The organism is Candidatus Omnitrophota bacterium (assembly GCA_018894435.1).
Classification (GTDB): Bacteria; Omnitrophota; Gorgyraeia; order JAHIPI01; family JAHIPI01; genus JAHIPI01.
Map to the genome: position 1 here is coordinate 24680 of JAHIPI010000069.1, position 26604 is coordinate 51283.

Annotated in this window: 19 protein-coding genes and 1 pseudogene; 19 read left to right on the forward strand and 1 reads right to left on the reverse strand. The window is 44.3% G+C overall.

Annotated elements, in window-relative coordinates; genetic code table 11:
* Nucleotides 1–36: 36 nt before the first annotated feature.
* The 15 genes from nikR to ltrA all read left to right on the forward strand — a co-directional run bounded on the left by nikR (nt 37) and on the right by ltrA (nt 11878).
* On the forward strand, nt 37–447 hold the full coding sequence (gene nikR / locus KKI13_05560) for a nickel-responsive transcriptional regulator NikR (GenBank protein MBU4488515.1): 411 nt from the start codon (nt 37–39) through the stop codon (nt 445–447).
* Between the two features lie 73 nt (nt 448–520).
* The gene (locus KKI13_05565) at nt 521–1885 is read left to right on the forward strand and encodes a carbohydrate porin (protein MBU4488516.1); all 1365 of its coding nucleotides are present in this window, start codon (nt 521–523) and stop codon (nt 1883–1885) included.
* 21 nt (nt 1886–1906) lie between these two features.
* Entirely contained in the window at nt 1907–2578 is a 672-nt protein-coding gene (gene cbiM / locus KKI13_05570; protein ID MBU4488517.1) for a cobalt transporter CbiM, read from the forward strand.
* Between the two features lie 10 nt (nt 2579–2588).
* A complete protein-coding gene (locus tag KKI13_05575) occupies nt 2589–2918 on the forward strand; it encodes a PDGLE domain-containing protein (protein MBU4488518.1) in 330 nt (109 codons plus the stop codon).
* Between the two features lie 194 nt (nt 2919–3112).
* Entirely contained in the window at nt 3113–4354 is a 1242-nt protein-coding gene (locus KKI13_05580) for a DEAD/DEAH box helicase (protein ID MBU4488519.1), read from the forward strand.
* Between the two features lie 207 nt (nt 4355–4561).
* Nucleotides 4562–6139, forward strand: coding sequence for a B12-binding domain-containing radical SAM protein (locus KKI13_05585; protein MBU4488520.1), 1578 nt, complete (start codon nt 4562–4564; stop codon nt 6137–6139).
* 128 nt (nt 6140–6267) lie between these two features.
* A complete protein-coding gene (locus KKI13_05590; protein ID MBU4488521.1) occupies nt 6268–6681 on the forward strand; it encodes a peptide chain release factor-like protein in 414 nt (137 codons plus the stop codon).
* Between the two features lie 33 nt (nt 6682–6714).
* Entirely contained in the window at nt 6715–7011 is a 297-nt protein-coding gene (locus KKI13_05595) for a hypothetical protein (GenBank protein MBU4488522.1), read from the forward strand.
* 19 nt (nt 7012–7030) lie between these two features.
* Nucleotides 7031–7348 carry a cupin domain-containing protein gene (locus tag KKI13_05600; protein ID MBU4488523.1) on the forward strand — a complete coding sequence of 106 codons (318 nt, stop codon included), beginning with the start codon at nt 7031–7033 and terminating at the stop codon, nt 7346–7348.
* 50 nt (nt 7349–7398) lie between these two features.
* On the forward strand, nt 7399–8793 hold the full coding sequence (locus KKI13_05605) for an anion permease (GenBank protein ID MBU4488524.1): 1395 nt from the start codon (nt 7399–7401) through the stop codon (nt 8791–8793).
* 170 nt (nt 8794–8963) lie between these two features.
* Nucleotides 8964–9164 carry a cold-shock protein gene (locus tag KKI13_05610; protein ID MBU4488525.1) on the forward strand — a complete coding sequence of 67 codons (201 nt, stop codon included), beginning with the start codon at nt 8964–8966 and terminating at the stop codon, nt 9162–9164.
* Nucleotides 9165–9382: 218 nt separating this feature from the next.
* The gene (locus KKI13_05615) at nt 9383–9583 is read left to right on the forward strand and encodes a cold-shock protein (GenBank protein ID MBU4488526.1); all 201 of its coding nucleotides are present in this window, start codon (nt 9383–9385) and stop codon (nt 9581–9583) included.
* A 73-nt stretch (nt 9584–9656) separates the two neighbouring features.
* The gene (locus KKI13_05620; GenBank protein ID MBU4488527.1) at nt 9657–9980 is read left to right on the forward strand and encodes an RNA-binding protein; all 324 of its coding nucleotides are present in this window, start codon (nt 9657–9659) and stop codon (nt 9978–9980) included.
* Nucleotides 9981–10238: 258 nt separating this feature from the next.
* A complete protein-coding gene (locus tag KKI13_05625; GenBank protein ID MBU4488528.1) occupies nt 10239–10403 on the forward strand; it encodes a hypothetical protein in 165 nt (54 codons plus the stop codon).
* Nucleotides 10404–10435: 32 nt separating this feature from the next.
* Nucleotides 10436–11878 (forward strand): group II intron reverse transcriptase/maturase, encoded by a 1443-nt coding sequence (gene ltrA, locus KKI13_05630; GenBank protein MBU4488529.1) that lies wholly within the window; start codon nt 10436–10438, stop codon nt 11876–11878.
* A gap of 66 nt (nt 11879–11944) precedes the next feature.
* Here the strand turns inward: ltrA and KKI13_05635 are convergent.
* Nucleotides 11945–13114, reverse strand: a pseudogene (locus KKI13_05635) (integrase).
* A 191-nt stretch (nt 13115–13305) separates the two neighbouring features.
* Between KKI13_05635 and KKI13_05640 the strand changes: the two are divergent.
* From KKI13_05640 to KKI13_05655, 4 genes are all read left to right on the forward strand, one after another.
* Complete coding sequence (locus tag KKI13_05640) at nt 13306–15477, forward strand: S8 family serine peptidase (GenBank protein MBU4488530.1); 2172 nt, start codon at nt 13306–13308, stop codon at nt 15475–15477.
* Nucleotides 15478–15841: 364 nt separating this feature from the next.
* A complete protein-coding gene (locus tag KKI13_05645; protein MBU4488531.1) occupies nt 15842–25498 on the forward strand; it encodes a putative Ig domain-containing protein in 9657 nt (3218 codons plus the stop codon).
* 14 nt (nt 25499–25512) lie between these two features.
* Entirely contained in the window at nt 25513–26076 is a 564-nt protein-coding gene (locus KKI13_05650; GenBank protein ID MBU4488532.1) for a hypothetical protein, read from the forward strand.
* A 226-nt stretch (nt 26077–26302) separates the two neighbouring features.
* A partial coding sequence (locus tag KKI13_05655) for an RHS repeat protein (GenBank protein MBU4488533.1) occupies nt 26303–26604 on the forward strand: 302 nt, incomplete at its 3' end.

Consider the following 26604-nt stretch of genomic DNA (forward strand, 5'->3'; position numbering starts at 1 on the left):
TTATTATTTTTGAAATAGTAATACTGAGGTGAGTATATGGGAATATCCCGGTTTGGTATTTCATTAGACAAGGTGCTGTTGGATAAATTTGACCGCCTTATTAAGGAGAAGAATTATACCAACCGCTCCGAAGCGTTCAGGGATTTAATCCGACAGGAGCTCGTAAAAAAAGAGTGGCTGGAAGGTAAAGAGATTGCCGGCGCAATTACGCTTATCTACGATCATCATAAAAGGGAACTAGTAAATAAGCTCATGGATATACAGCACGATTATCAGAAGCTGATTATTTCTACCCAGCACATACATTTGGATCATGATAATTGCTTAGAGATAATCGCAGTAAAAGGCGTTCCTCGCGAAGCGCAGAAACTGACGGATATTTTAAAATCGGTAAAAGGCGTAAAACACAGCGCCTTAAGCATGTCAAGTACAGGCAAAAATATTTAGCAGACGAATTATTTTTTTTGCGCATAGGTAGCACGATTTTAATAATTATAACACAAATTAGTAGGAGGAATTGATGAGAAAATGTTTTGTTTTAATATGTTGCATTTCATTTGTGTTATCTTTTATAAAACCGGCGTTCGCGAGCGAAGAGGAACTTATGGCCGAAATCAAAGTCCTTAAGGCAAAACTCGCGGATATGGACGAGCTTAAAGCGCGCGTTACCGAGCTGGAAAAACAGGTAAACGAACAAAAACATACTCTGATACAGCAGGAAGGAACCGTAACCGAAGTTAAAAAATCGCTTATAGATTATAAGCCGGGAGAAGGACTGAAACTTAAGCCGTATGGGCTTAATATACAGGCAGGGGCCACATTTGTATTACAGGGAACGCCCGACGCCAATAATGCCGGAGGCAGGGAGAAGTCACGGTTTGACGCCTCCTGGTCAAGTGACATTTTCATAGAAAAAGAATTTGACGACTGGGGACTTGCGTTAATCCACCTTGAGCCTGGGCAGGGCGATACTGTAGAGCCGGAATTATCAGTTTATAGCAATGTTAACCGGGATACAAACGATACAGGCGCCGATGTTCCGGTAACGGAACTATGGTATGAACACTATCTTTTCAATAAGCAAATAGCGTTTACATTTGGTAAGCTCGATCCGGCGAATTATGTGGACCAAAACGAATACGCGTTTGACGAAACTACCCAATTTTTGGGCCGCATATTCAGAAACTCACCCGCAATAGAATGGCCGGACGACAATACCCTGGGAAGCCGCTTGATTCTAGCGCCGGCCGAGATGCCGTATATGTCGCTCGAAGCTGCATACTTTGATGCCGATAATGACTGGGAGCAGGTATTCAACGACCCGTTTGTTTCGGTGCAGCTTAATCTTAAACCATACAGCATTTTTGACGCCGATTCCGAACAATGGGACGGTAATTACAGGTTATATTGGTGGATAAACTGCCGCGACCATTCTAAACTTGTGGCGGCAGGCAAGCCAGATACGGATGAGGCGGAAAGGATAAATACCGGTTTTGGATTAAGCTGCGACCAAATGCTTACCGATGAGTTTGGGATATTCGGCAGATTTGGCTGGCAGAGGCCGGATGTGGAAATCGTTAGCACCAACCCTAACGCAGCGCCTGTAGAGTTTTCGTGGTCAGGAGGCCTGCAAATGACAGGTAAGCGCTGGAATAGGCCCGATGACGTACTTGCTTGCGCGGTTGGCCAGTTATTTCCAAGCAAAGAATATAAGGACGCAGGCCACGGCGGCTCGGCGGAGGGGCATTTGGAGTTATATTATAAACTTCAAATCCTGAAATATCTCGCCCTTACGCCTGATTTTCAGCTTGTATGGAATCCGCGCGGTGTTGATGAAACTGATCCTATATTTGTATATGGCTTAAGAGGACAAGTGGATTTTTAAATTGTAAAGAAAGGAAAGAATATGCATATTCCGGATGGATATTTAGGGCCCGCGACAAGCGGCGTATTTTACGCCGTAATGATCCCGATTTGGATAACGGCGTCTAATATTATGAAAAAGACGCTTAAGGCTGCTCAGGTGCCGCTGCTTGGCATAGGCGCGGCATTTACTTTTGTGATAATGATGATAAATATTCCGATCCCCGGAGGTACAACAGGACACGCAGTAGGAGGGGCGCTTGTAGCGATAATACTGGGCCCGTGGGCCGCGTGTATCGCAGTTACTGTGGCGCTTGTGATACAGGCACTCTTATTCGGCGACGGAGGCATTACGGCGATAGGAGCAAATTGTTTTAATATGGCGTTTATCATGCCGTTTACCGCATATTATATCTATAAGATGATTGGCGGAAATTCGCCCTTCGGCTCCAATCGTCGTGTAATCGCCGCGGGAATAGCGGGATATGTCTCCTTAAATATCGCGGCGTTTTTTGCCGCGATCCAGTTTGGGATACAACCGCTTTTGCATCATACCTCCACCGGCCAGGCGCTGTACTGCCCTTACGGGCTGAATGTCACTATTCCCGCTATGGTCGGGGAGCATCTCTTTATATTCGGATGGGTCGAGGCGGTTGTGACCGCATTAGCCGTGAAATACATCCAAAAACAGGACCCGTCTTTAATAAGGGCATAGGAGGATTAAAATGAACGTTACCAAAAAGTTATGGATCGGGCTTTTGATACTCATCGTTCTCTCGCCGATCGGGCTTCTTCTGCCGGAACATTTCAAAGCAGGCGCCGCATGGGGTGAATGGGGGATTGATGAGATAAAGGAACTTGTCGGCTATATACCTCAGAGGTTGGAAAAGCTCGCGGGCATCTGGAATGCCCCTATTCCTGATTACGCGTTTAAAGGGTGGGAGGGGAAAGGATTAGGCGGTTTAAGCATAGCATACATCATTTCAGCAATAATAGGAATAGTTACCGCTGCCCTTATCATTATGCTGATCGGCAAAATTCTTATGAAGAAATGATTGACCGTTTCATGCTAAGCGCGAAATAGTCGGTAAAGTAAAAAATAAGCCCTTATTGCAAAATAAAGATAGACAAAAACCGCTGTAGGGTGTACAATAACACCATCACAAACAAAGATTAGCTATCTTGGACCGCGGGATTAGATTACTAACCTTGCGGTTTTTTTCATGTTTACCCATAGGAAATCACATTTATGACGCAAAAATTGCAACAACACTCATCATTTTACAGCCTCGGCATCGCGCCGAGGATCCTTGAAGTATTGGATAAGATGCGTTTTACCGTTCCTACGCCTATTCAGCATAAGGCGATCCCTGTAGCAATAGAAGGCAAAGACATTATCGGTATCGCGCAGACAGGTACGGGCAAGACACTTGCTTTCGCCATACCTATAATTCAACAGTTTGCCCAGAAGAAAGGCAGATGCCTTATCCTTGCTCCCACAAGAGAGCTGGCCATACAGATAGACGAGGCATTTCAGAAGATAGCTGTGATCTTTGGTATACGCACAGCCGTTCTTATAGGCGGGGCATCCATGCATCTGCAATTACAGGCCCTGAGAAGAAATCCCCGCATTATAATAGCGACACCGGGCAGGCTTATTGACCACATGGATCAGCGCACAGTGATGTTGGCGGATGTCAGCATTCTAGTCCTTGACGAGGCCGACCGCATGCTCGATATGGGGTTTTTGCCGGATATTAAGCGCATCCTTAGAGTTATTCCGAAAGATAGGCAGACGATGCTTTTCTCGGCCACTATACCCGGAGAGATCATGGAAATAGCATCTGCCCATATGAAACTTCCGGTTCGCGTGGAGATGGCGCCCTCAGGCACTACGGCAGAACGCATTGTCCAGGAAGTCTTTGTCGTAAGAAAAGATATGAAAAAAGAGCTGCTCAAAAAGCTGCTCTATCAATATCACGGGCCGGTGCTTCTTTTTTCCCGCACGAAGATAGGCGCGTCTAAGATCACCCGCTTTATCAGAGAATTGGGCCACAGGGTCGCGGAGATACATTCCGACCGCTCCCTGCCGCAACGCCGGGAAGCGCTCGAAGGCTTCAAGAGAGGCAAATACAGGATACTTGTCGCCACAGATATCGCGTCAAGAGGCATTGATGTTATCGGAATAGAACTTGTCATTAATTATGATCTTCCTGAAGATGTCGAAAATTATGTACACCGGATCGGCCGCACAGGGCGCGCCGGCCATGAAGGCCGCGCCATCTCTTTTGCGACGCCGGAACAGGGCATGGATGTCAAGAGTATCGAAAAACTGATCAAAACCGATCTGTGCATATTGGAACATCCGGACCTTCCCCGCGAGAGATTTCTTCATCCTAAGCAGTATATACCTTCCAGCAGAAATAGGACCCATGGGCACGGGCAAAAGAGGCACTTTAAGCCGCACAGCAGGCGGAATTTCGGAAGATAAGTTTCAGCAAAAGAAAAGAGAAGAAATGGAAATAAAAACCTCACGAAAGCGTAGAAAATGCAGGTATCCGCTCTGTAAAAATATTCTCAGCATTTACAACCACGAATCTTATTGCCATATCCATCTCGGCCATATTTTCCGGGACGACAAAGTCGTTAAGGGCCGCCCTTCACTGTCTTTGGTCGGTAAATGAAAGGATAAGAAGCCATGATAGATCAAACTAAAAAAAGATACAGGTTCAGGCTTGTAGTTCCGGCCTTTCCGGCCATCAATATATATTCTATTGCCGCAAGAAGGACTACCGCTTTAGGCCCGGTATGCGTAGCCAGCTCTGTCGCTAGAATGGCAAAATGGGACGCTGAAGTCATAGATGAAAACAATCTCCGCATATTCGGCCCAAAAAACAATTCAGGCAAGGCAGACCATGAGTTTTTACAAAAGACGCGGCCTGCGGACGTTGTGGGATTGTACGGTGGGCTTACAAGTACCATTCCGCGGCTCTATGAGATAGCGCGGTTTTATAAGAATAAAGGGGCAGTGATTGTAGCCGGCGGACACCATTTCTGCGAAGAGACGATACCCGAGGCGCTCTATTCGGGTATTGATTATGTAGTCATCGACGAGGGCGAAGAGACTATTACCGAGCTTCTCGCGGCTCTGGAAGAAAACAGAGATGTAAGCGGTATAAAGGGCATTGCCTACATTGATAACGGCAGGATCACGTTCACTCAAAAAAGAGAACCCATCACCGATTTCGACAAATTACCCATACCAAATTTTTCTCTGGTGCGATACGCGAAGATGAAAATTTATCCTGTTGAAAGGATACGGGGCTGTGGCATGAACTGCGAATTTTGCGCCGTCAAAGGCAAGCCGCGACGCTCTTCGGTAGAGCGCCTGTTTGAGCGCATCAGCCACCTAGCAGAGACAAGAAACGCCAGGAATTTTTTCATCGTCGACGACCTTTTCGGGCAGGACCGCGAAGAAACGATAAGGTTCTGTAATATGATGTATGATTATCAGCGCCGCATAGGCAAGAGAATAGGCCTGGGCGTCCAGATAAGACTGGATAAAGCAAATGACCATGAGCTTCTTTCCGCGATGCGTCGCGCGGGCGTAAACGGAGTGGCCATAGGTTTTGAATCCCCCATCGAGGAAGAGCTGAAAGCGATGCAGAAGCACCTGAAGCCGGCCAACATGATACAGATGGCAAGAACATTCCGCAAATTCGGGTTTATAGTCCATGGCATGTTTATCTTTGGTTATCCGTCCGCCGAAGGGGTAAAATTTTCTATGACGGCGCGCGAAAGAATGAGACATTTCAAGAATTTTATACGTAAAGCAGGGATCGATACCGTGCAGATACTCTTGCCCGTTCCTTTGCCCGGCACTGAATTCAGGCGCCGCCTTGAGGCCGCCAACAGGCTTTATCCGCTGCAAAATATAGGGTGGGAATATTATGACGGCAATTTTCCTCTCTTTGAGCCGGACGAACCCCTGACCGCGGAAGAGATACAGGACTCTGCCTGGGGTATTATGAATAAATTTTACCAGTTTAAATATATGCTGTTCGTGGTTTTAAACCTCTTTTCCTTCCCGGGGATCATCTTTTTCCTGCATAATATCAAAGCAGGATGGAGGAGATGGTACCGCGAGATGCGCGGCTCTATAATACGTGTCACCGGTTGGATATTTTTAAAGCAGTGGACAGCGGCGTTTCAAAAAGGAGTGTTTTTACAAAAGCTCTCAAAAGCGAAAGACTATTTGAAAACAGTGCGGACTTAGCCTACATCCGAATACATAATTCTTGCCTTACCTAACATGCGGTGCTATAATCAAAGCCGGGTTCAATAACCCGGCTGTTTTATTATCAATAGGGTGTCCCCAAGCGGCACGTCCCTAATAGAGGCGATATGGAATTCGGCGTAAGCAAAGATAAAAATGAAGCCTTAAAAGCAAAGATGATTTTATTGGGCATAAAGGACGCCGACTTGGAGGAAAAATTCATACGCTCAAGCGGGAAAGGCGGGCAGAAGGTCAACAAAACATCCTCATGTGTTTATCTTAAACATGGGCCTACGGGCATAGAGGTCAAGTGCCAGAGTGAGCGTTCTCAGATATTAAATAGATTTCTAGCCAGACGCATACTCACGAACAAGATCGAAGCGCTTATAGTGGGCAGAGAATCCGAGGTGCGGCAGAGAATAGAGAAGATAAGGCGCCAGAAGCGAAAGCGTTCCAAGAGGGCCAAAGAGAAGATGCTCCGAAATAAGAAAATGCATTCGGAGAAGAAAGAATTACGCAGGCCTCCCGTTAATGAATTATAGGCCGGCGAAAAGGCGTGCGAAAAGGAGGAGAGGATGAGAAAAATATTGTTGCTGTTAGTAGTAATTGTGAGCGCCGGCTTGACTGTGGCGCCTTTTTCCTTTGCGCAGGATGAGGGCGGCGCTGAGGAAGGCGGTTTCGATGTGGGGTATCCTTCGGGGGAAGGAACAGGGAGTGAAACGGACGATGAGATTTACGGAGGAGGAAGTCTTGGAATTGAAGGCGATAGCGGCATTGTTGAAGGCGGAGAGGAAAGCGGCATAGTTGAAGGCGGCGGAATGGAAGAAGACGAAGATGATAGCGGTATTGTAGAAGGCGGAGGGATGGAATAAGGCAAATAGGAAATTGGCTATGGCAGAGACAAAAAAGATACTTAAATTAACGGACGCGGTAGATTGCCAGGACGGCTCTATAGTCAGTAAAGAGATCGTGAAAGGCAAGACGGGCGGCGTGACGTTGTTTGCCTTTGATAAAGGCCAGGGCCTGAGCGAACATACGGCGCCGTTTGACGCATTGGTTTACATAATGGATGGCGAGGCAGCTATAACTATATCCGGCAAGGTATTTAATCCTAAAGCGGGCGATTTTATTATAATGCCGGCGAACGAGCCGCATTCCGTGAAGGCCGTAAATCGTTTTAAGATGATGTTGGTCATGATAAAATCATAAGTCCGCCGTAGAAGCGGCAGATATAATATCAGAATAGAAGGACAATGAATATGGCCCTGCTATCGAAATCTAGCGGCAAAGCCATGCTGCTCTTAGCCATCGCCGGCTTACTGGCGTTTGGGTCTTCCAGGAACGGCTTTACGGCCAAACAGTCGTTCGTTCTTTTTATATTCTTATCCTCGATTTTAGGCACCTTATTTTTCTGGGACGTGAGAGTCAGCCTTGTCTTTGTAGGCAGCGGTATTTTGTTTTTGACGCGAAGCGTCGACCTAAAGACTTTTATCCAGTACGCCTCTTTTGATGTAATTCTCTTTCTTATCGGCATGATGATCGTCATAGGCGCCATGAAAGAGACGGGCATCTTCCATTTGCTGGCGAATGCGATATTGCGCATGAAACGCATAAACGGCGTCACTTTATTTATCCTCCTCGGCATAATATCCGCCGCGTTCTCCGCGCTTATGGGAGAAGTGGCGTCCATATTGCTTATGGTAGCCATAATATTTGACATATCCAAATCGTTAAAGGTAAAGGCGGCGCCTCTCATAATATTTTCTGTTCTTACCACAAATATAGGCTCCGCTTCCACGTTGCTCGGTAATCCGGTGGGCGTCCTTCTGGCATTGCGCGGAGGGTTGTCTTTTGAGGACTTTTTGCGCTGCGCTTTTCCGGTTTCGGCCGTGGTACTTTTTGTGGCTATAGCTATTTTGGTATTGTGGTACAGGCCATATGTCAAAGAGGTCTCAGCGCGCCTCGCATCGGGGCTCGGCCAAAAGGTGACAAGTTCCTTTTCATTAGACGCCCACACAAAGATCAGTATTGTTATATTCCTTTTCATGATCGCATCCATCGCTTTACACAAACGCATAGAGATTTTTTTTGGGATGGAAAATAACGCTATTTTGGTGATCTCTCCGGTAATATTCGCCGGCTTGCTCATAGCCTGCCGCAGGGAAAAAGCGAAATATTATATCGAGCAGGCAGTGGACTGGACTTCGATATTATTTTTTATGTTTCTTTTTGCCCAGGCGGGCGTGATCCAGGCCTCCGGCATAGGGCTATTGTTTGCCGAAAAGATCACTTCGGCCTTTGGAAGTAACCCTAAGCTCCTTGCCGGGATGGCGCTATTTTCAAGCGGTTTTCTTTCGAGCGTTCTGGACAACACTGTGGTAGTGGCCTCCTATATACCCGTTGTGCAGAACCTGCATATTTTAAATTTCAGCTTAAAGCCGCTTTGGTGGTGCATCCTTTTCGGCGCCTGTTACGGAGGCAATATTACTATAATAGGCTCAACGGCCAATATTGTAGCTCTGGGCGCGCTTGAACGCGAAGAGCATCTTAAGATAGGTTTTCTGGAATGGTTCAAAATAGGGCTATTAGTGGGCGTCGTCTCCATGATTATAGCGTATTTTGCGGTAACATCCTTTAATATCTTTTCTATGTAAAAACCCTCATTTTTCGCTTGACAAACTCATGCCCCTGTGATACACTACCCCCTGTAGTAAATGAAGGAGAAATAGCTTGGACCGTAAGGTAAGTGAACATTCGCCTTGCGGGTTTTTTTGTTTTTTTGTCGTTATTTACTATAATCTTTTAGGAAAGGAGGTAGTAGATAATGGCAAAAGGAAAAGTTAAGTGGTTCAATAACCAAAAAGGTTATGGATTTATTACACCCGAGTCAGGCAACGATGTATTTGTGCATCACAATGCGATTCAGGGCGAGGGCTATAAGTCTTTAGAGGAAGGTCAGGAAGTCGAATTCGAAATCCAGAACGGTCCTAAGGGCGAGCAGGCAGTAAATGTAGTGAAGCTGTAACTCGAAAACATAGGGGCCCGGCTATAAACGCCGGGCCTCTTTTTTTGCCCGCCCCTCATTTTTCGCTTGACAAACTCATGCCCCTGTGATACACTACCCCCTGTAGTAAATGAAGGAGAAATAGCTTGGACCGCAAGGAAAAGGAATATTCGCCTTGCGGGTTTTTTGTTTTGGCCGTTATTTACTATTAAATCTTTTAGGAAAGGAGGTAGTAGATAATGGCAAAAGGAAAAGTTAAGTGGTTCAATAACCAAAAAGGTTATGGATTTATCACCCCCGAGTCCGGCAACGATGTATTTGTGCATCACTCAGCGATTCAGGGTGATGGCTATAAGTCTTTAGAGGAAGGTCAGGAAGTCGAATTCGAAATCCAGAACGGTCCTAAGGGCGAGCAGGCAGTAAATGTAGTGAAAGCATAACTCAAAAGAGCCAAAAGGCTCGGCGATAGGCGCCGGGCCTTTATTCTTAAGTGAGAAAAATCGGAGGATGAGGATGAAGATTTACGTAGGCAATATGTCGTACGATACCACCGAAGATGATTTAAAGCAGGCCTTTGAAGCTATGGGCCAGGTGGCGTCGGTCAGCATCATTAAAGATAAGTTCAGCGGCAGATCCAAGGGTTTCGGATTTGTCGAAATGCCTGATAATACCCAGGCCGAAGCCGCTATCGCAGGGCTAAACGGCAAGGACTTACAGGGCAGGACCCTCAATGTCAATGAAGCGCGTCCCCGCACAGATGATAAACCGCGCGGCGGCGGCGGTGGTGACAGAGGAGGCTCAGGAGGCGGCGGCAGAGGCAGGCGTAATTCCTGGTAAGAGGGTTATTCCTTTAGAATAGCCGGATTCGAACAATATAAAATCCCCAGGCAGAAAATGCTTGGGGATTTTTATTTGTGCGCCCGGCAGGGCGCACTTACTTGAAGGTGAAAGTCCTTTACAGGCCTGATAGGAGGAACTGTTAGCCGGACGGCAAGGGTGTCCGCCGTGAGGCGGAATCTGAAGGAAGCCGCAGGCAAAGCGCTGGCCCGACGAACAGGAAGCGCATAGAGGCGGGCATGCCGGGTGAGGAGGCAAATGTCTCTCAAGCCCAATACCTATCCGGAAGGCATGAACGTATATGCGACGGGCATAAGCGTGAAGGTAAGTGTGCATTACCCGGGGAGGTCTGTCCCGAACAACGGACAGAAGTCAGCAGAGGGCATAGTAGTCAAAACGAAATCAGTTTTGATGAAGGCCTGAACATGTAGTAAGGATAAGGAACTTTTACTTCGATGACAGATAAGACGCCGACAAAGAGGAATGAAATATCCGAAACCGTCTCAAGAGGCAAGGAGCGGAACTCCCCATGGCCTGAAAACGGTGCGTCCAATGTTACGGTAGCTAAAGATACTCCAAGTCCGAATCAAGACCAACTCATGGAACAAGTAGTCGAACGAGGCAACATGACTTTGGCCCTGTGTCAGGTAGAAAAGAACAAAGGCGCTCCCGGAATAGATGGTATGACAACGGAAAACCTTCGTTCCTATCTACATAAACATTGGCCGAAGCTGAAAGATGCTCTGTTGAATGGAACCTATAAACCAAATCCCGTGCGAGCCGTAGAAATCCCAAAGCCCGGAAACAGGGGAGTGAGAACTCTTGGCATTCCCACGGTTTTAGACCGTCTGATTCAACAAGCAATTCACCAAGTCCTAAGTCCTATCTTTGACTTGGGCTTCTCAGAGTCAAGCTACGGATTCCGTCCAAATCGCAGTGCTCACATGGCGGTCAGGCAATCCCAAAACTATGTGACAAGCGGGAAGGTATGGGTCGTGGACATTGACTTGGAGAAGTTCTTCGATCGGGTAAACCATGATATATTGATGGCCAGGATTGCTCGAAAGGTGAAAGATAAGAGAATTTTGCTTCTTATCCGCCGCTACTTGCAATCCGGCGTTATGCAAGATGGACTTGAAAGCCAAAGCGTGCAGGGAACTCCGCAAGGAGGGCCTTTATCACCACTTTTGTCGAACATCTTACTTGATGACCTCGACAAAGAGCTGGAACGCCGAGGACATGCGTTCTGCCGGTATGCGGATGACTGTAATATCTATGTCGGGTCACGCCAATCGGGAGAACGAGTATTAAAGTCCATCACCGACTTCCTTGAACGTAAACTTAAGCTCAAGGTGAATAAAGACAAGAGCGCGGTTGACCGTCCTTCACGGAGAAAATTCTTAGGGTACTCAATGACAGTGAATCTCAAGCCGCTTCTCAAAGCGGCCCCGGAATCATGGAGACGTCTAAAGGGTAACCTGAAGGAAATATTCCGAAAGGGCAAGGGCCGTAATCTTGGGCGATTCATCCAAGAGGAGCTGAATCCTGTCTTGCGAGGTTGGGGAAACTACTTTAAACTCAACCAGACAAAGATAGCATTTGAGGAAACCGATTCATGGATAAGACGTAGGCTTCGCTGTGTTATCTGGCGACAGGCCAAACGCTTCCATGCCCGGAAGAAGAAACTTATGTCAAGGGGGCTGTCCGAAGAACGAGCAATGTTATCAGCCGGCAATGGACGAGGCCCTTGGTGGAATGCCGGAGCTTCGCACATGAACGAAGCCTATCCCAAGAAATACTTCGACTCTCTTGGGCTTATATCACTACTGGATGAGTTGCGAAGGATTCAATTAACTACACGAACCGCCGTATACGGAACCGTACGTACGGTGGTGTGAGAGGACGGCAAGGGAAAACCTTGCCTCCACTATTGACTCATAAGTAAATGTTACCGAAGTTAATGATTAATGGTGACGTCTGGTTTTGTATGTCGTAGCGAAGATTTTTTCAAGTTTTTTCTCCATAGCCGCCCTTAATCTAAAAAGGTTAAGATAGGCAACCTGTTCTTTGAGAGATTCTTTTACAGAAGCCGATGCATATGGCGATTCCAAGACCCTATCGTAAGGTGTCTTTGGGGTATCATAACGCTTCACGGTCTTCGATGCAATCCTTTTCTTCTCCAGGAGCTTGAATGAAGGCAGGAAGAAGTTATGGTAGAGCCTCCACTCGGTTTTATACAGGTCATTCATAAGAGGCACGACATCGGGATTATCCAGTCTATGGTATCCTATCCACTGCCTTACGTGCGTCCAGTTCTTCTGTTCGATATGGCAGTTATCATCCTTGCGATATGATTTGGACCGAGTAAAGCTAATAGGCTTTTTTCTCTGGCCAAAATGCCTCATGAGATGGTAATTGATAAATTCGCCTCCATTGTCGCAGTCAAAGCCCAATAGCGGGAAGGGAAGGTTCTCTTCGACGTCTTTTATCTCAGCTACTACGCCGGCTTCACCCTTGCCCCATACGGCTCTTTGCTCTGTTCAGCCTGTGGCAATGTCTACGAAGTCAACAGTGTAGGCAAACATACCGGCGAGGTTCTCGCCGCAGTGCGCTACAGTGTCAGCTTCTAAAAAGCCTGGGCGGGCCTCGTTCCACTGCTCGGTCTTAATGGGTATCTGCTTGCGTAAAAGGGTGCCGGGCTTAGTGGTCGATCTTCCTCGGGTCTTATATTTTATGCGTAACGGCTTAAGAAGCCTATCAATAGTTGCGGCAGATATCTTGCGAAGCGCTTTAACTGCTTCTAAAGATAGGCCTCCGTATTCTTCGGAGTAATACCTTAGCCACATAGGCAGAATAACCTTCATCCTCTTGGAGCACGGAAGATTCGCGCAAAGCCATATGCGGTTAAGAGGTTCTATTACAAAGTGCTTGCCGTAACTTGAAGGCCGGCCCCTCTTTTTGGGCTTAGGTTTGGTAAAACGCTTAAAATTATTAAGCAGCCTTATGGCGTGCTTTCTGTGGTAAGAGCAGTTTATGCAGAACTCGGTCAGGATTAATGTTTTTTCCTGGCGGCCTGCTCTTTTATAGCGTAAGTAAATAGTCTCAAGGTATTCCATTCTAGCCTTCGGACTCATGATATAACCCCCTTTCGAGGGTTATATTTTGCGGTAACATCATTTATGAGTCAACGAATGCTTAGAAATTTACCTTGGGTAACATTTAATGTGAAGCAATTCGCTACTCGATTATCCCCTTGACGCTCCCGATATAATGTGATATACTTGTTATACCAATCAAAAGGGAGAAGTAAAAAAGGGGGATTCACATGAAGTCGCGTACAACATTGTTCGTATGTCTACTATTTTTAACCTTCTTCATAATCTCATCTTTCGCATTTGCCGCTGACCAAAAATCACCCACAGAAATATATCTTGACGAACTACAAGCCCAGGGTAAAGAACGTGTTATCGTTTCGTTTAACGATGATGCAATAGTAGATACTTCTTTGGTGGATAAATATGGCGGCAAATTGATACGTTTATTCACCACAATAAAAGCTCTCGTCTGCGAAATTCCTCAAGAAAATATTGAATTATTAAAGCAGGAAGAATCCGTTAAGAATGTATATCCGGATGTGATAGTAAGGGCACAACCAGGTTCTGAAGAACGCGATCCGAAAGAATTAAGGAATTTTCTGCGGCTTAAGAAGGGATACTTTAGAGAAATACGCGAAGCGCGTTTAACGACTTTACGACAGGCTACGCGAGAGTACCTTCAAGCGTTAAAAGCAATTGCCGCTGAAAGAAAAAGGCTTGTGAAATTATACAACGAAGCGGTACGTAATTTTAGAAATGCTAATAAGAAAAACAAACCGATTTATCAGGCGCAAATTGCGCAATATGCACAATTGCTAAAAGAATGTCGCTTGAAGCAAAAAGAAGCACGGGAAGAATACAAACGAAAAGTAGAGATAGCAAAAAGTACTTATGTTACAGCTAGCGGAGAATGGGAAGAAAAAGTAAATGAACAGATGATGCTTTTATATAGTGGGCCCGCCGAAGTTAAGTGGAATAATTTAGAAGCGGGTTTAAATTCTCAGGCTGCTTGGGATAGGTATGACCTTGACGGGGCCGGCATAAAAATTGCATTCTTAGATACAGGGGTAAATTATGATTTACTAAATTTACAGCCAAGTTATCTTGGTGGAACAGATTTTGTTGAAGATGACGGTAACCCGTTGACTACTGATGTTGAAGAGAATCATGGGACAAAAGTGGTATCATTGGCAGTTGGCAGGGGAGATGATAAAGTTGTAGGTGTGGCATATCGCGCAGGCTTTTATGCGGTAAAGGTGTTAGATGCAAGCGGGACAGGGTGGGGTAGTGATGTATGGGCTGGCATTGAGTGGGCTTCGGCAGAACCGCATAAAGCCGATATAATTTCTATGAGCTTAGGTGCCTATGACGAAGATTATCCGCTAGAGCAGTATCCCTTATGGCCGTATGAAAGACAAGAATTTGAAAACAAGTGTAATAATGCATATAATGCAGGGATTATCCTTGTGGCCGCTTCAGGAAATAGAGGCTATGACCATTCCAGTTATCCGGCCGCTTTTACAAATGTAATATCTGTAGGCGGACATGCTGAAGATCAGACGCGGTATGTCTATGAGGAAAATAGCTCGGACGGTGGTGTGGATATAGTTGCGCCGGGTTCCCGTGTATATACTGTTAAACCCGATAATTCCACTTGGTGGGTTTGGGGCACATCCTTTTCTACTGCTCATGCTGCGGGTTTAATTGCCCTTCAGCTTCAATACGCCCGCCAAAATCACACAGACATAGGCAAAAAAATGCAACCAAATAACGGTTACCTCTGGGAAGTTATGAAACATTCTGCAGTTTATTTACCTAATTTTGATCCCGATCCTGAGCCTCCCGATTATACTGACTATCAAGGTAACGGCAAAATATGGGCCGCGGAGACAGACCCGCCACCGGTACCCCCATACGTGCCGAAAGACGGCAGCATAGACGCCATGGCCTCAGAATGGCCGTTATCATATGATGTTGTCTATGATAACTATCTTTACCTCGAGGAAGACCTATATCCTGCCTATTACATCGGCACAAGCATGTATTACGACGTCAATCTCACAAACAATACCGATACCGCCGGAAACTACCTGAGCGATATCGAAGACCTGAACGTCACAGCGACGCAGGCATACTACCAACATCAGAGCGAAGCAATTCTACCGGGCTCGCCAATCTGCGCATTCTCTACAATATCATCTCTTACGGCAGGAAGCCTGGAGATTTTACCGGATACATATTATCTGCCATGGGCAATGGTCCCGGGCCTCAACAGGACCGCGCTCGACCTCGAATTCGAATTCGCCGATGACACCAATAACCGGCTCATAAAAGTATCGTATCCCTACGCCAACCTCTGGTGCCCGCCAGCGGCAGTTAACGAAGGTTTTCCTTTAGAATAAAGCTTTTTTGAGGCGGGTTTTTTTTAGTCCGGAAACCCGCCCTTTTTATGCCCATAGATCGCTATATTAAATATCATAGGACTGTATTCATAACTCGTTATCTCATAAATAGATACGCCGGATAATGCTCGACAATTGTTAAATATAAAAAAGTAAGTTTTTCTCTATTGAATTACCTATTGCTATATGGTATAATTACTTATGAGGTATTATGGCAATGTAGTCTTTAAAAGGCTATTATTTTTTTCATAACTTCTTTTAGTATTTTTAAAATCTGTTAAAAAAGGTAATGGCGATGAATAAGCGGCGGCACCTTACAACATTTCGTACAAAATCACCAAGATATCGCCCTATATTTGGCGGTATGCTTTTTGCCATAGCCGGCCTCTTTATTTTAACCTGCAGTGCCTTTGCCGAAGTCCCTACGTATAATTGGCTTGTCACGGAGATTCAGGTTCCCGTAGACCAATCTTATGGAAGATCAGATCCCTCCCTTGCTATTGACAATCAAGATGAGCCGCATATAAGTTTTGGCGTAAACCAGGGTTCTGATGGCTGGCCCGCGCACATTTATTATACTTACAGAGAAAATAACTCTTGGCAAAATCAGCAACTGGTCTGGAAACCATATGCCTGTGCAGAGACGTCAATTTTTTTAGATAGCAATAGCAGAGTTCATATTGCGTATGCAACTGAATACGGACAGGGCGTGTCATATAGAACCAATAAGAGCGGAAGCTGGCAGGAGGATGCATTAAAAGGCACATGGACAGGCAATTACGAATCAATGTGTATCGATGACAATGGCAATTTTCACGTTGCATATTGGAACAATAACGGCGGCGCGGAAAAGATACATTATATGTTCTACAACGGAACAAGTTGGCAGCCGGCAGAAGGTACACAACAGAATATCGATACTGATATAAAAGAATATTCATATATGTTGAAGCCAGTGACAGTTATTGTAACTCACGGCCTCAATCCGGTACCGTATGTCATTGCCGGCAGAAAAAACGGCGGCCTTAAATATTATTACAAATCAAGCGGCACGTGGGTTGGGCCGATAACTTTTGGAGATAGTTATAATATCCTTCAAGATCCAAATGGGGCGATGGCTTTTGACAGCAATAATAACCTATACTGCATCGTTCAATTAGATATAAGTCCTCAAAAACTCTTTCTCGGTATAAAGAATCCTACGCAGTGGTCCTATGAGGAAATTGCCCAATTATCTTCAGGCAGTATAGTCAGGGCTTCCTTAACTATTGATACTCTAAATCAAATACATGTTGCGTATGTCGATGGACAAGACATTTTTTACAAAGTCAAAGAAGGCGCTACTTGGTCGAGCCGGCAAAAAGTAAATGCATTACCGATTTCATACGGCCCAAAGGATTTACAGATAAAATTAAATAACGCAACTGCCCCTAGAATCGTGTACTCCACTATTTATCCTCAAAAAGTATATTATGTAGAAACCGAAAGGCCAAACACCCCACCCGAGATCGATCCTATACCTCTGAAAACCGTTAATGAAGGGGTACTTCTTTCATTTCCTGTCCCATCACACGATGATGATGGTGATCTGCCCACCTATTCACTTGAATCTATACTAGACAAAAATTACCCTGAAGGCGCTACTATCAGCAGCGACACAGGCATATTCCAATGGACGCCTACGTATGATCAGGCCGGATATTACGAAGTAAATGTGAAAGTGACCGACGGCAGAGGTGGCGAAGATACGGCGGATCTTCAAATAACGGTTCAGGATACCCCTGCAGTGAGAGTTGGGCAAGGAGAATGTATCCAAGACGTAATTGACGATCCCCAGAGGCAGGTTCCTATTATTTATGTATCTTCCGGTACCTATGCGGAGAATTTAATGATAGAAGAGGATATAACCTTGATCGGCGATGCCCCTTACAATACTATACTAAAAGGTAACATTGCTATTAAAGAGGCAGACCCAACAATCGAAAATTTCACTATATTATACAAGGAAGATCCTTATGATAACGTAATCTCATTCACCAATGCCTATTATTCTGGTTTGAAATTAATAAAAGACGCAGGTATTACTGCCATAAATTCAAATGTTACTGTGAAAAACTGCATTATAAAACCAGATCCTGAATTCCTTGATACATTGCCTGGTGAAGATAATTCATTGAAACATTACGGCAAGGGCATACAAATCTGGAATATGTATCAAAGCCCCGATATTAATCCTCAAATTGGATACAATCTGATACAAAATGCTGACACCGCTATTTATTGTTTCTCTCAGGCATTCGGAGGCGCAATATTAGGACAGTTAAAAAATAACACGCTTTATAATAACAATTATGGCCTCATACTGCGTATGCATGAGGAAAAACCCGAGATAAAAAATAACATAATAGTCAATGGGAAAGAAGGAATATCACTAACATACCGCGATAATGAGCGTTTTAACGAAAGAACAGCCCTAATCCACCATAATGACGTATGGGGTAATGCTCATAATTATTGGCTTGATGAGGAAGGAGTAGAATTCACTCCTCCTTTAATCAATAAGAATATTTCTCTTGACCCATTATTTGTAAATCCTCAAGAAAACAACTTCTATTTACAAGAAGATTCACCATGCCTCAATGCGGCCGATGATGGCGGATATATCGGTGCGTACCCTATCCAAACATCATCTGGGCCAATGCCGCCTTTACCTGACAGATTGCACTATTATACAAATAAGACCTTCCAAGTTGTAACAGGAGCAAAAGAGCCAAATACCTCTCTTTGGAGCAACGGTACAGAGGTTGTTCCGCTTAATCAAGAAATAACATGGTCATTTACAGCATCAGGTTTGATTGAAGGCGATAATATGCTAATGCTTACAGTCAAAAATTCAACCTTAGTTGGAAGCTACCCACCCGTTACCGTTACAGTCACGGTTGATACACGGCCTCCGATTGTCATTACCGATGCCCTCTTTGATAAGATGGCTATAAGCGACAATCCTGTTACTGTATCAGGGGCGTGTTCTGATAACTCAAGCGTCACTATTACCGTGAATGGTATCGAAGCCGCCTTATCAAATGGAAAATTCTCTGTAGAAGGCATAATACTCCAAGAAGGCGATAATCTCATTACAATAACCGCCACCGACGAAGCAGGCAATGTCTCCGAGAAGACGTATCATGTGGCGTATAAATCTTCTTCTCCATCCGAAGACCTTGCATATCAGCATATCTACGATGAAATGGATAAGTATTATAAGAAGACGACAGAATTTAAAGTCCAAGCAAAGGATTTCCTCAATAATAAAACATCAGTAAATATAAATGCCTACCTCAGCGTTACGGATTCGTGGCAGGAGGTTGAGATACCGTTGGTGGACTTTGCATCTGGAGGTGTAAACCTTACACAGATGGTCGCCTTCTTGCTAATGTTCGATAACCCCGTAACAGGAGGGACAATATATCTTGATGACATTAAATTAAAAGAACCAAGTCCTCAAACCGGAGAGCTTCTTATAGATGATTTCCAGAATGCAGATCCGCACGTTAATTCTTTGGGATACTGGACTTCAGATAGCGAATCGTGCGCCCTTAGCGTAGATGAAGGCGGAACCCACAAGATTGTCTGGGACAATAGCACGGATTATTGGTATACCGCAGTTTATAATGGAACGACACCAACTAACCTTTCAAGTTATGACAGGATTTCATTTAAAATTAAACAGGCAGATTGGCACACCTTAAGACTTATAGAAAGCTATGTCCCAACGCCTACCTTCAATGATAATTATTCAGCGAGGATATACGACACAGCCCTTGCGATATGCGCACTCGTTTCGAGAGGAAAGCCCGAGGATCTTGAGCGGGCTAAGATTCTCTCATATGCTTTAAAGTATTGTCAGGACAACGACCCTATCTTCCAGGACGGGAGACTACGCGATGTATACTGGTCGACAAACCTCATTGACTCAGAGACAAGCTTTGCTGCCGTAAAGGCCCCTGACTCAGGCTGCGGCAATATGGCGTGGGCTATGATCGCATGGTTACAATTCTATAGAACCGACCCTGCCAATAACCAAGATATACTGAACGCCGCTATCGGCCTTGCGAACTTTCTCAATGCAGAATATTACGATACGTTGTATCCGGGATATTTCACAGGATATCGTGATTGGGAACCGAATCAGGTCCTCCAGACATATAAATCGGTAGAGATAAATTCCACAGTGTATGCGGCATTTATGAAGCTATTTAATGCGACAGGTAATCCTATATGTGAGGATTCAGCAGTGTGGGCAAAGAGATTTGTGGAAGAGATAGGTTGGAATAAAGTTGATAAACTCTTCTGGGCGGGAACGCTCGACGACGGCCTTACAATAAATACACCGAGTTTATACATAGATTCCAATGCCATATCCATTATGGCCCTGGGAAAAGTAATGCCTTTTATAAAATCATTGAAATGGGTTGAGGATAATTACGCCGTAACAGCCGATGGATTTACCGGCTTTGACTGCAACAGAGACCTCGACGGAGTGTGGTTTAAAGGAACGGCTCAGATGGGCATAGCTTATTCCGTAACAGGTGATACTGTTAAATCAAGTAATCTATCGAGTGAATTAAGAAGGGTCCAGACTGAAGGACTCCATACCAATGGAAAAGGCCTTATTGTCGCTTCGCACGATAGCGTGACTTCGGGTTGGGGCTATCCTTATTATGCATCACCGCATATTGGAACAACAGCGTGGTTTGCGCTCTTAGAAAGAAATGTCAATCCTCTATGGGGCACAAGCATAATTTACCCTGTTGCTTACACAGGAGGCCGTATAGCAGGGCAAGTTAGTCTTGAAGGCAGAACAAATTATACCGCTCAATATACCTTTATATTGTCAAATACAGGACAAACAACCCCAATTGCTGAATATGCACCAATTAATGATGAAGATCCAGCCACTCCGGGTATTCAGATAACACTCGACCGAGACGGAAAATTTAATCTTTTTGATATTCCGGAAGGCACTTACGATTTATCGGTAAAAACCGACGGGTATTTGCGCCAGACCATATCGGGTCTGGAAATCAATGATGGAAGTTATTTGGATAATCTAGTATTTGACCCACTTATGGCCGGCGACTGCAATAATGACAATATAGTCGATTCTAAAGATAGTGTTATTATTAACAATGCAATGGGAACAACGCCGGGCCAATTGGCTTGGGATGAGAGGGCCGATGTGAATGGCGACGGTGTGATTAATAGTGATGATTACGATCTGATCAACACAAATATAGGCAAAACAGGCTCATTCGGAAAAGATATACTTGGTCCTACTTTTACAATCGACCTGCCGGCAAAATATAGCATCGCGACATATTCGCCTATCAATATCACCGTATCAGGAAAGATTGACGACAACAACGCAACCGTAACCGTAAACGGCGTGCAGGCCGCTGTCCAGAACGGCAGATATACAGCCTCGAACATCTTTTTGACATCCAGCAGTAATATAATAACCGTCCGCGCTGTAGACGGCGCAGGGCAGGTTACAGAAATTACACAAAGCGTCAAATTCGATACCACAACACCTATGCTTGTCTTGGAAGACTTTGAGGATACCCAGAAGAGAATCGGCGAATGGTGGGACAAAAATGGCTCGATTGTGTATCAGCGATGGGTTCAGGATAATTTCAGTAAAGACGGAACTAAGTCCCTAAAGGTTGAGTATCATAAATTCCCCGATTATGAAAACAGCTGCTTCGGCGCTCAGCCGATACAGGACGGTATCACGAATAATTTTACGCGGTTTAGTGAAGTGAGATTCTGGGTTTACACTGAAAATGCCGGATTATCGATAAAACTGAGTATAGAGGATATCCATGGCGGTACTTGGGAGAAGACGCGCTCTTCAACTGTTCAAGGTACGTGGGAAGAATTTATATACGACTTCTCCGATACGGCTATCGTAGATTTTAGCCAAGTCAAGAATATTATATTTACTGTAAATCCCGGAGATAGCGAATCTCAAGGAAACTTTAATATAGATAGCCTGCGGCTCATCTCATCTAACCGCTATGTCGCATCCGAGCCGCCTACGCCCGCATTAAATGGCACCTCCGGCCCTGATATATATGATACATACTCATTGGAGTGGACAGATACATCCTCCTCGGGCGGCAATATCTACGAGTTATGGGAAGATGAAAACCCGCAATTCAGCGCGCCCAAGATTTATTGGCTAAGCGATATTTCGTTATTCTTTAAAAATAGGGTTGTTGAGAAGACCTACTATTATAAAATCCGTTCATGGTCTTTACCTCCTGACGAAGGTGGGTTAAGCAGCCAGTGGAGCAATGTCTTCAGTGTGGCGATAGCTAATAAACCGCCGGAAATCGCCAGGGTGGATTCTTTCGTATCCAATGGCGATAACGATAACCAATATGAAAAAGGCCTTCTTGTAAATATCAACGTCGTAGAGGGCTACAATGCGCCTGATATAGTCGGCGGGACAGTAAGGATTATATCGGCAAGCACCGGCTACGATTCCGGAGTTATTCCTTTATCATTAAGTGAAGACGGCACTTACTGGACTTATTGCTGGGATACTACAGGGCGCTTACCCGCGTCCGACTATATTGTACAAGCGACCCTCAAAGATACTTTGAACCAAACAGCTTCGAATAACACAGCTCTTACGATATCACTCGACGCAACCACGTCGCCGCTTCTCAGTAAGTTAGTAGAAAATACCGACCTTTCCTATCCGGCGCGCGGTATGACCGTGAAAATAACAAGGATTTATGACCATTCACTGCGGGATGAGGAACCATTTGGGAAAGGATGGACCCATAGCTGTAATATACGGCTAAAAGAATATCCTGACGGCAGAGTTGATTTTGTAATGGGCAACGGCACAGAGACGATGTTTACACCCGTGGGAGATGGCGCTTATACAAATATGCCCGGCGTTCATGATAAATTGACCAAAAATCCGGATAACACATATAAGATAAGGAAGAAAGACGGAACAATCTTGAATTTTGGCACATCAGGTCAACTTCTATCTATTGTAGATACTAATAGCAACGCTATTAATTTTGCCTATTACCCCGACGGCCGCTTACATATAATAACAGACCCGAGTACCGGAACCTATACCTTTGTTTATAAGACCTGGACAGCCATACTTGAAAGCACATCGCGCACTTATACGCGGCTCGATTATATCGAAGACCCTGCAGGAAGAAAGGTAACTTATGGCTATCATGAACTATACGGCTATCTTATCTCAGTTAAAGACCCGCTTCAAAACACTACCGACTATGCCTATACAACAGACACGCAGAAGTTAAATTACATAAAGTATCCGGAAGGCGGCCATAGATACTTCACATATTACAATGACGAATATGGCCGGCTCCAATGTGAGTATAAAGATAATAATGAGGAAAAGAGAACCTATATTTATAGCAGCGCCGAACCGAAGCTGACGATACGAGATTACTACGGAAAAGACTCAATAATATACTTCAATGATTCTGGAAGGCCAGTCAGTATAACGGATGCCTATGGAAAGACCACCTATTATACGTGGGACGACGATTTAAATAGAACGAGCATAAAAGACCCTGAAGGCAACGAAATAAAGTTTACCTACGACGATATGGGTAATCTTCTGACACTTACAAGAAATAAAGCCGGAGTCGATTATGCAACTATTTATACCTATGATCCTATATATAACAAAGTAAAGACCATCACAGATGCCAAAAACCGCCTGATGATAGAATTCGATTATGACCCATCGGACGGAAATCCCCTTTCGGTTACAAATAAGATACCCGATGGAACAGACTATGTAGCGACGTTTGCTTACGACAGCTATGGCCAGCTCGAGACAAAAACCGACGCCAAAACCCATATCACAAGATATACCTATTATAACAATGGCCTCTTAAATGAAGAAAAGAGAGAAAAAGATCCTGCGACGATATATATTACCGCTTACATCTATGATAACTACGGTAATCCCAAAACGATTACCGATGCCGAGGGTCATATTACAACTTATACCTACAGCGTCTTAAATCAGCTCCTTGAAGTCAAGGATGCCAATCAATACTCCACATATTGTACTTATGACAAGAACGGTAATCTCAAGACCATAAAAGATTCCAAAAATCATCTTACTACATATAATTACAACCTGTTAAGCAGACTGACAAATGTAACCTATGAATACAACGAGCAGATTAACTATACCTATGACAAGATGGGTAATCTCAAGACAAAGAAAGACCAAAATAACAACACCGTAACTTACGACTATGATGACAGTTACAGGTTAAAGACAAAGACATATCAGGACACTACAGCCGTCAATTATTACTATTACGACGATGGCGCCTTAAAAGATGTTATAGATTCAAACGGAACTATTCACTATGACTACAATGAGTGGAACGAACTCGAGCAGGTAACATATCCGGGGAATGTCGTGGTTTCCTACGGATATGATGAACTGGGCAATCGAACAAGCATAACGTATCCTTCGGGCAAAGTCGTAAGTTACGACTATGACATAGTGAAGAGGATGAAGACGATAACGCTGGAAGGCGCCACGCCCAAAGTAACTACCTATACATGGAATGAATTATCTCAGAGGGAAAAACTCGAGCTTCCGAATGGAGCGAAAGTCGATTACACCTATGACACCCTAAATCGCCTCGAATCCCTCGCCAATTCTACCTTCGGCGGCTCAACCATCGCTGCCTTCACATACACCCACGATAAGGTCGGCAATCGCAAGACTATGACCGATGCCGAAGGACTTAATAGCTATACCTATGATCCCACATATCAGCTCACGAATGTAGATTATCCGACGAAGCCAGATCAGCATTACGTTTATGACCCAGCGGGGAATAGAGAGACCGTTACGGAAGGAGCCGAGATTACTTCCTATTCTGTAAATAACGCTAATAGATATTATGCTGTCGGCAGCGCTGCATATACTTATTACAATACAGGTTGCCTTAAAACAAAGACCGATGCAGGCGGCACTACGTATTATCAATATGATTACGACAACCGCCTTACAAATGTCATTGCGAGCCCGCCAGAGGCGGGCGAAGCAATCTATACCTATGACTACCTTAGCCGTCGCATTAAAGTCAACGACAACGGCACCATCACCAAATACATCTATGACGGTAACCGTGTTATCGCTGAAACTGATAACGTAGGCAATATCATATGCGAATACGTCTATGGCAACAGCATAGATGAGATATTATACATGATAAAAGGCGCTAACTTTTATTACTACCACTATGACGGGCTTGGTAGTGTAAAGGCTATTACTGACCCAGCAGGCGCAATTGTTGAAACTTACACTTATGATGCATATGGCAAGCCGACGCTGTACGATTCCACCCACACGGAAATCCCACAATCACAATTCGGCAACAGGCATTACTTCACAGGAAGAGAATTTGACAAAACATCAGGATTGTATTATTATAGGGCTAGGTATTACAATTGCTCTTTGGGAAGGTTCATGAGCCCGGATCCGGCAGGTCCTGTCGATGGGCCGAATTTGTATGCGTATGTAAATAACAATCCCTTGAATTGGGTGGATTCCTTAGGATTAGCACGGCGAGGATCTAGGCCGGTAGATGGGTGGCCTGGTCGATTTGCCAATCACGATCAAATTTTTTATGACGATGGGACTAATAGCGGTTTCTTTAACGATGATTCAATAAGAGATGATGTAGGTCACACAGAAGATGAATATGATTTTGGCGAGGACCCAACAACATATGATGATGATTATACAAGACAGGCTGAAGAAGATGTACAGGAAGATTGGGATATGGATTGGAGGATGCCATGGTGGAATCCCTGGGATTGGAATCACTGCCAACACTATTGTGATGCTGTGATCGATCAATATGGTGAAAATTTATTAAGAGATTTAAGAGAAAAGTATGGAGATGCACCTTTTGGTAAGAAATAGAGAGGAAAAGCTATATGAGAATACTAATAAAAATATTGATCAGCCTTGTATTATTCATATTAGTTAGTGGTATATTCTGTTTTTTAGGATTACGATTTTTTAATAGCTATATCTTGCGCAATAGCAAGTCAGAAGGATTGCGAGTTCTTGTGCAAATGTTGATGCCACCAGACGATCTATATGACTATCTAATGTATGAAAAAATAGATGTTACAAAAGCTGGAGCGGTTAGAGAATTCACATTCAAAAATAAATATCTTGGAAGGCATAGCTTCGGTATCGTGTTAGACAATTATTCTCAGGATTTATATTTCAACAAGAGTGCATTAAAACTTAAAATGCAAGTCAGTTTTTATATTGAAAATAACTTATATATCTCTCATACCGTTGAAAGCGATTATTATTCCTTCACAGGTCGCCACAAAGGCGGTTTTGGCTTTGACTCATATCGGTGCCCTGATGACTTGCCAAAAGATAAGATAATTACTTGCAGGATTGCAGTTATTACTCCAGATAAAGAAATTTCAGATAAATATGGTCCTATTATGTTTTACGTTAAGAAAATGTCAGATGAATGATTTGGACAGATTTTTTTGTAGGAAATAAGAGCAGCCCTACCAGCAACAGGGCAAAGCTACCACTCACCTCAAGCCTTGTAATTCTCGACAAGACGTTCGGCACAGCCTCACTGTCCTATGGTCAATAAGACGATACGGGACGCTCCCTCGGGAGCCACCCTTTTGCATTTTAAGTTGTTACATCTACATCAGTTACAATCCTCACCAAACCGCCTCACAATGATCGATTCCCACGGCAATTTCTACACCGCGTAGGTGTACCTTTTTACACCTACGCGGTAGGGAAATTATTACTTATAACAAGAATGGAAACCCCGAAACCATAAAAGATGCCAAAAATCATGTTACTACATATAATTACGACTTGTTAAACAGACTAACAAATGTAACATATGAATACAACGAACAGATTAACTATATCTATGACAAGATGGGTAATCTCAAGACAAAGAAAGACCAAAATAACAACATCGTAACTTACGACTATGATGATAGTTACAGGTTAAAGATAAAGACATATCAGGACAC

Excerpts from the sequence above, each read along its gene's own strand:
- nikR (MBU4488515.1), top strand. The coding sequence starts at position 37 with ATGGGAATATCCCGGTTTGGTATTTCATTAGACAAGGTGCTGTTGGAT.
- KKI13_05565 (MBU4488516.1), top strand. The coding sequence starts at position 521 with ATGAGAAAATGTTTTGTTTTAATATGTTGCATTTCATTTGTGTTATCT.
- cbiM (MBU4488517.1), top strand. The coding sequence starts at position 1,907 with ATGCATATTCCGGATGGATATTTAGGGCCCGCGACAAGCGGCGTATTT.
- KKI13_05575 (MBU4488518.1), top strand. The coding sequence starts at position 2,589 with ATGAACGTTACCAAAAAGTTATGGATCGGGCTTTTGATACTCATCGTT.
- KKI13_05580 (MBU4488519.1), top strand. The coding sequence starts at position 3,113 with ATGACGCAAAAATTGCAACAACACTCATCATTTTACAGCCTCGGCATC.
- KKI13_05585 (MBU4488520.1), top strand. The coding sequence starts at position 4,562 with ATGATAGATCAAACTAAAAAAAGATACAGGTTCAGGCTTGTAGTTCCG.
- KKI13_05590 (MBU4488521.1), top strand. The coding sequence starts at position 6,268 with ATGGAATTCGGCGTAAGCAAAGATAAAAATGAAGCCTTAAAAGCAAAG.
- KKI13_05595 (MBU4488522.1), top strand. The coding sequence starts at position 6,715 with ATGAGAAAAATATTGTTGCTGTTAGTAGTAATTGTGAGCGCCGGCTTG.
- KKI13_05600 (MBU4488523.1), top strand. The coding sequence starts at position 7,031 with ATGGCAGAGACAAAAAAGATACTTAAATTAACGGACGCGGTAGATTGC.
- KKI13_05605 (MBU4488524.1), top strand. The coding sequence starts at position 7,399 with ATGGCCCTGCTATCGAAATCTAGCGGCAAAGCCATGCTGCTCTTAGCC.
- KKI13_05610 (MBU4488525.1), top strand. The coding sequence starts at position 8,964 with ATGGCAAAAGGAAAAGTTAAGTGGTTCAATAACCAAAAAGGTTATGGA.
- KKI13_05615 (MBU4488526.1), top strand. The coding sequence starts at position 9,383 with ATGGCAAAAGGAAAAGTTAAGTGGTTCAATAACCAAAAAGGTTATGGA.
- KKI13_05620 (MBU4488527.1), top strand. The coding sequence starts at position 9,657 with ATGAAGATTTACGTAGGCAATATGTCGTACGATACCACCGAAGATGAT.
- KKI13_05625 (MBU4488528.1), top strand. The coding sequence starts at position 10,239 with ATGTCTCTCAAGCCCAATACCTATCCGGAAGGCATGAACGTATATGCG.
- ltrA (MBU4488529.1), top strand. The coding sequence starts at position 10,436 with ATGACAGATAAGACGCCGACAAAGAGGAATGAAATATCCGAAACCGTC.
- KKI13_05640 (MBU4488530.1), top strand. The coding sequence starts at position 13,306 with ATGAAGTCGCGTACAACATTGTTCGTATGTCTACTATTTTTAACCTTC.
- KKI13_05645 (MBU4488531.1), top strand. The coding sequence starts at position 15,842 with ATGCTTTTTGCCATAGCCGGCCTCTTTATTTTAACCTGCAGTGCCTTT.
- KKI13_05650 (MBU4488532.1), top strand. The coding sequence starts at position 25,513 with ATGAGAATACTAATAAAAATATTGATCAGCCTTGTATTATTCATATTA.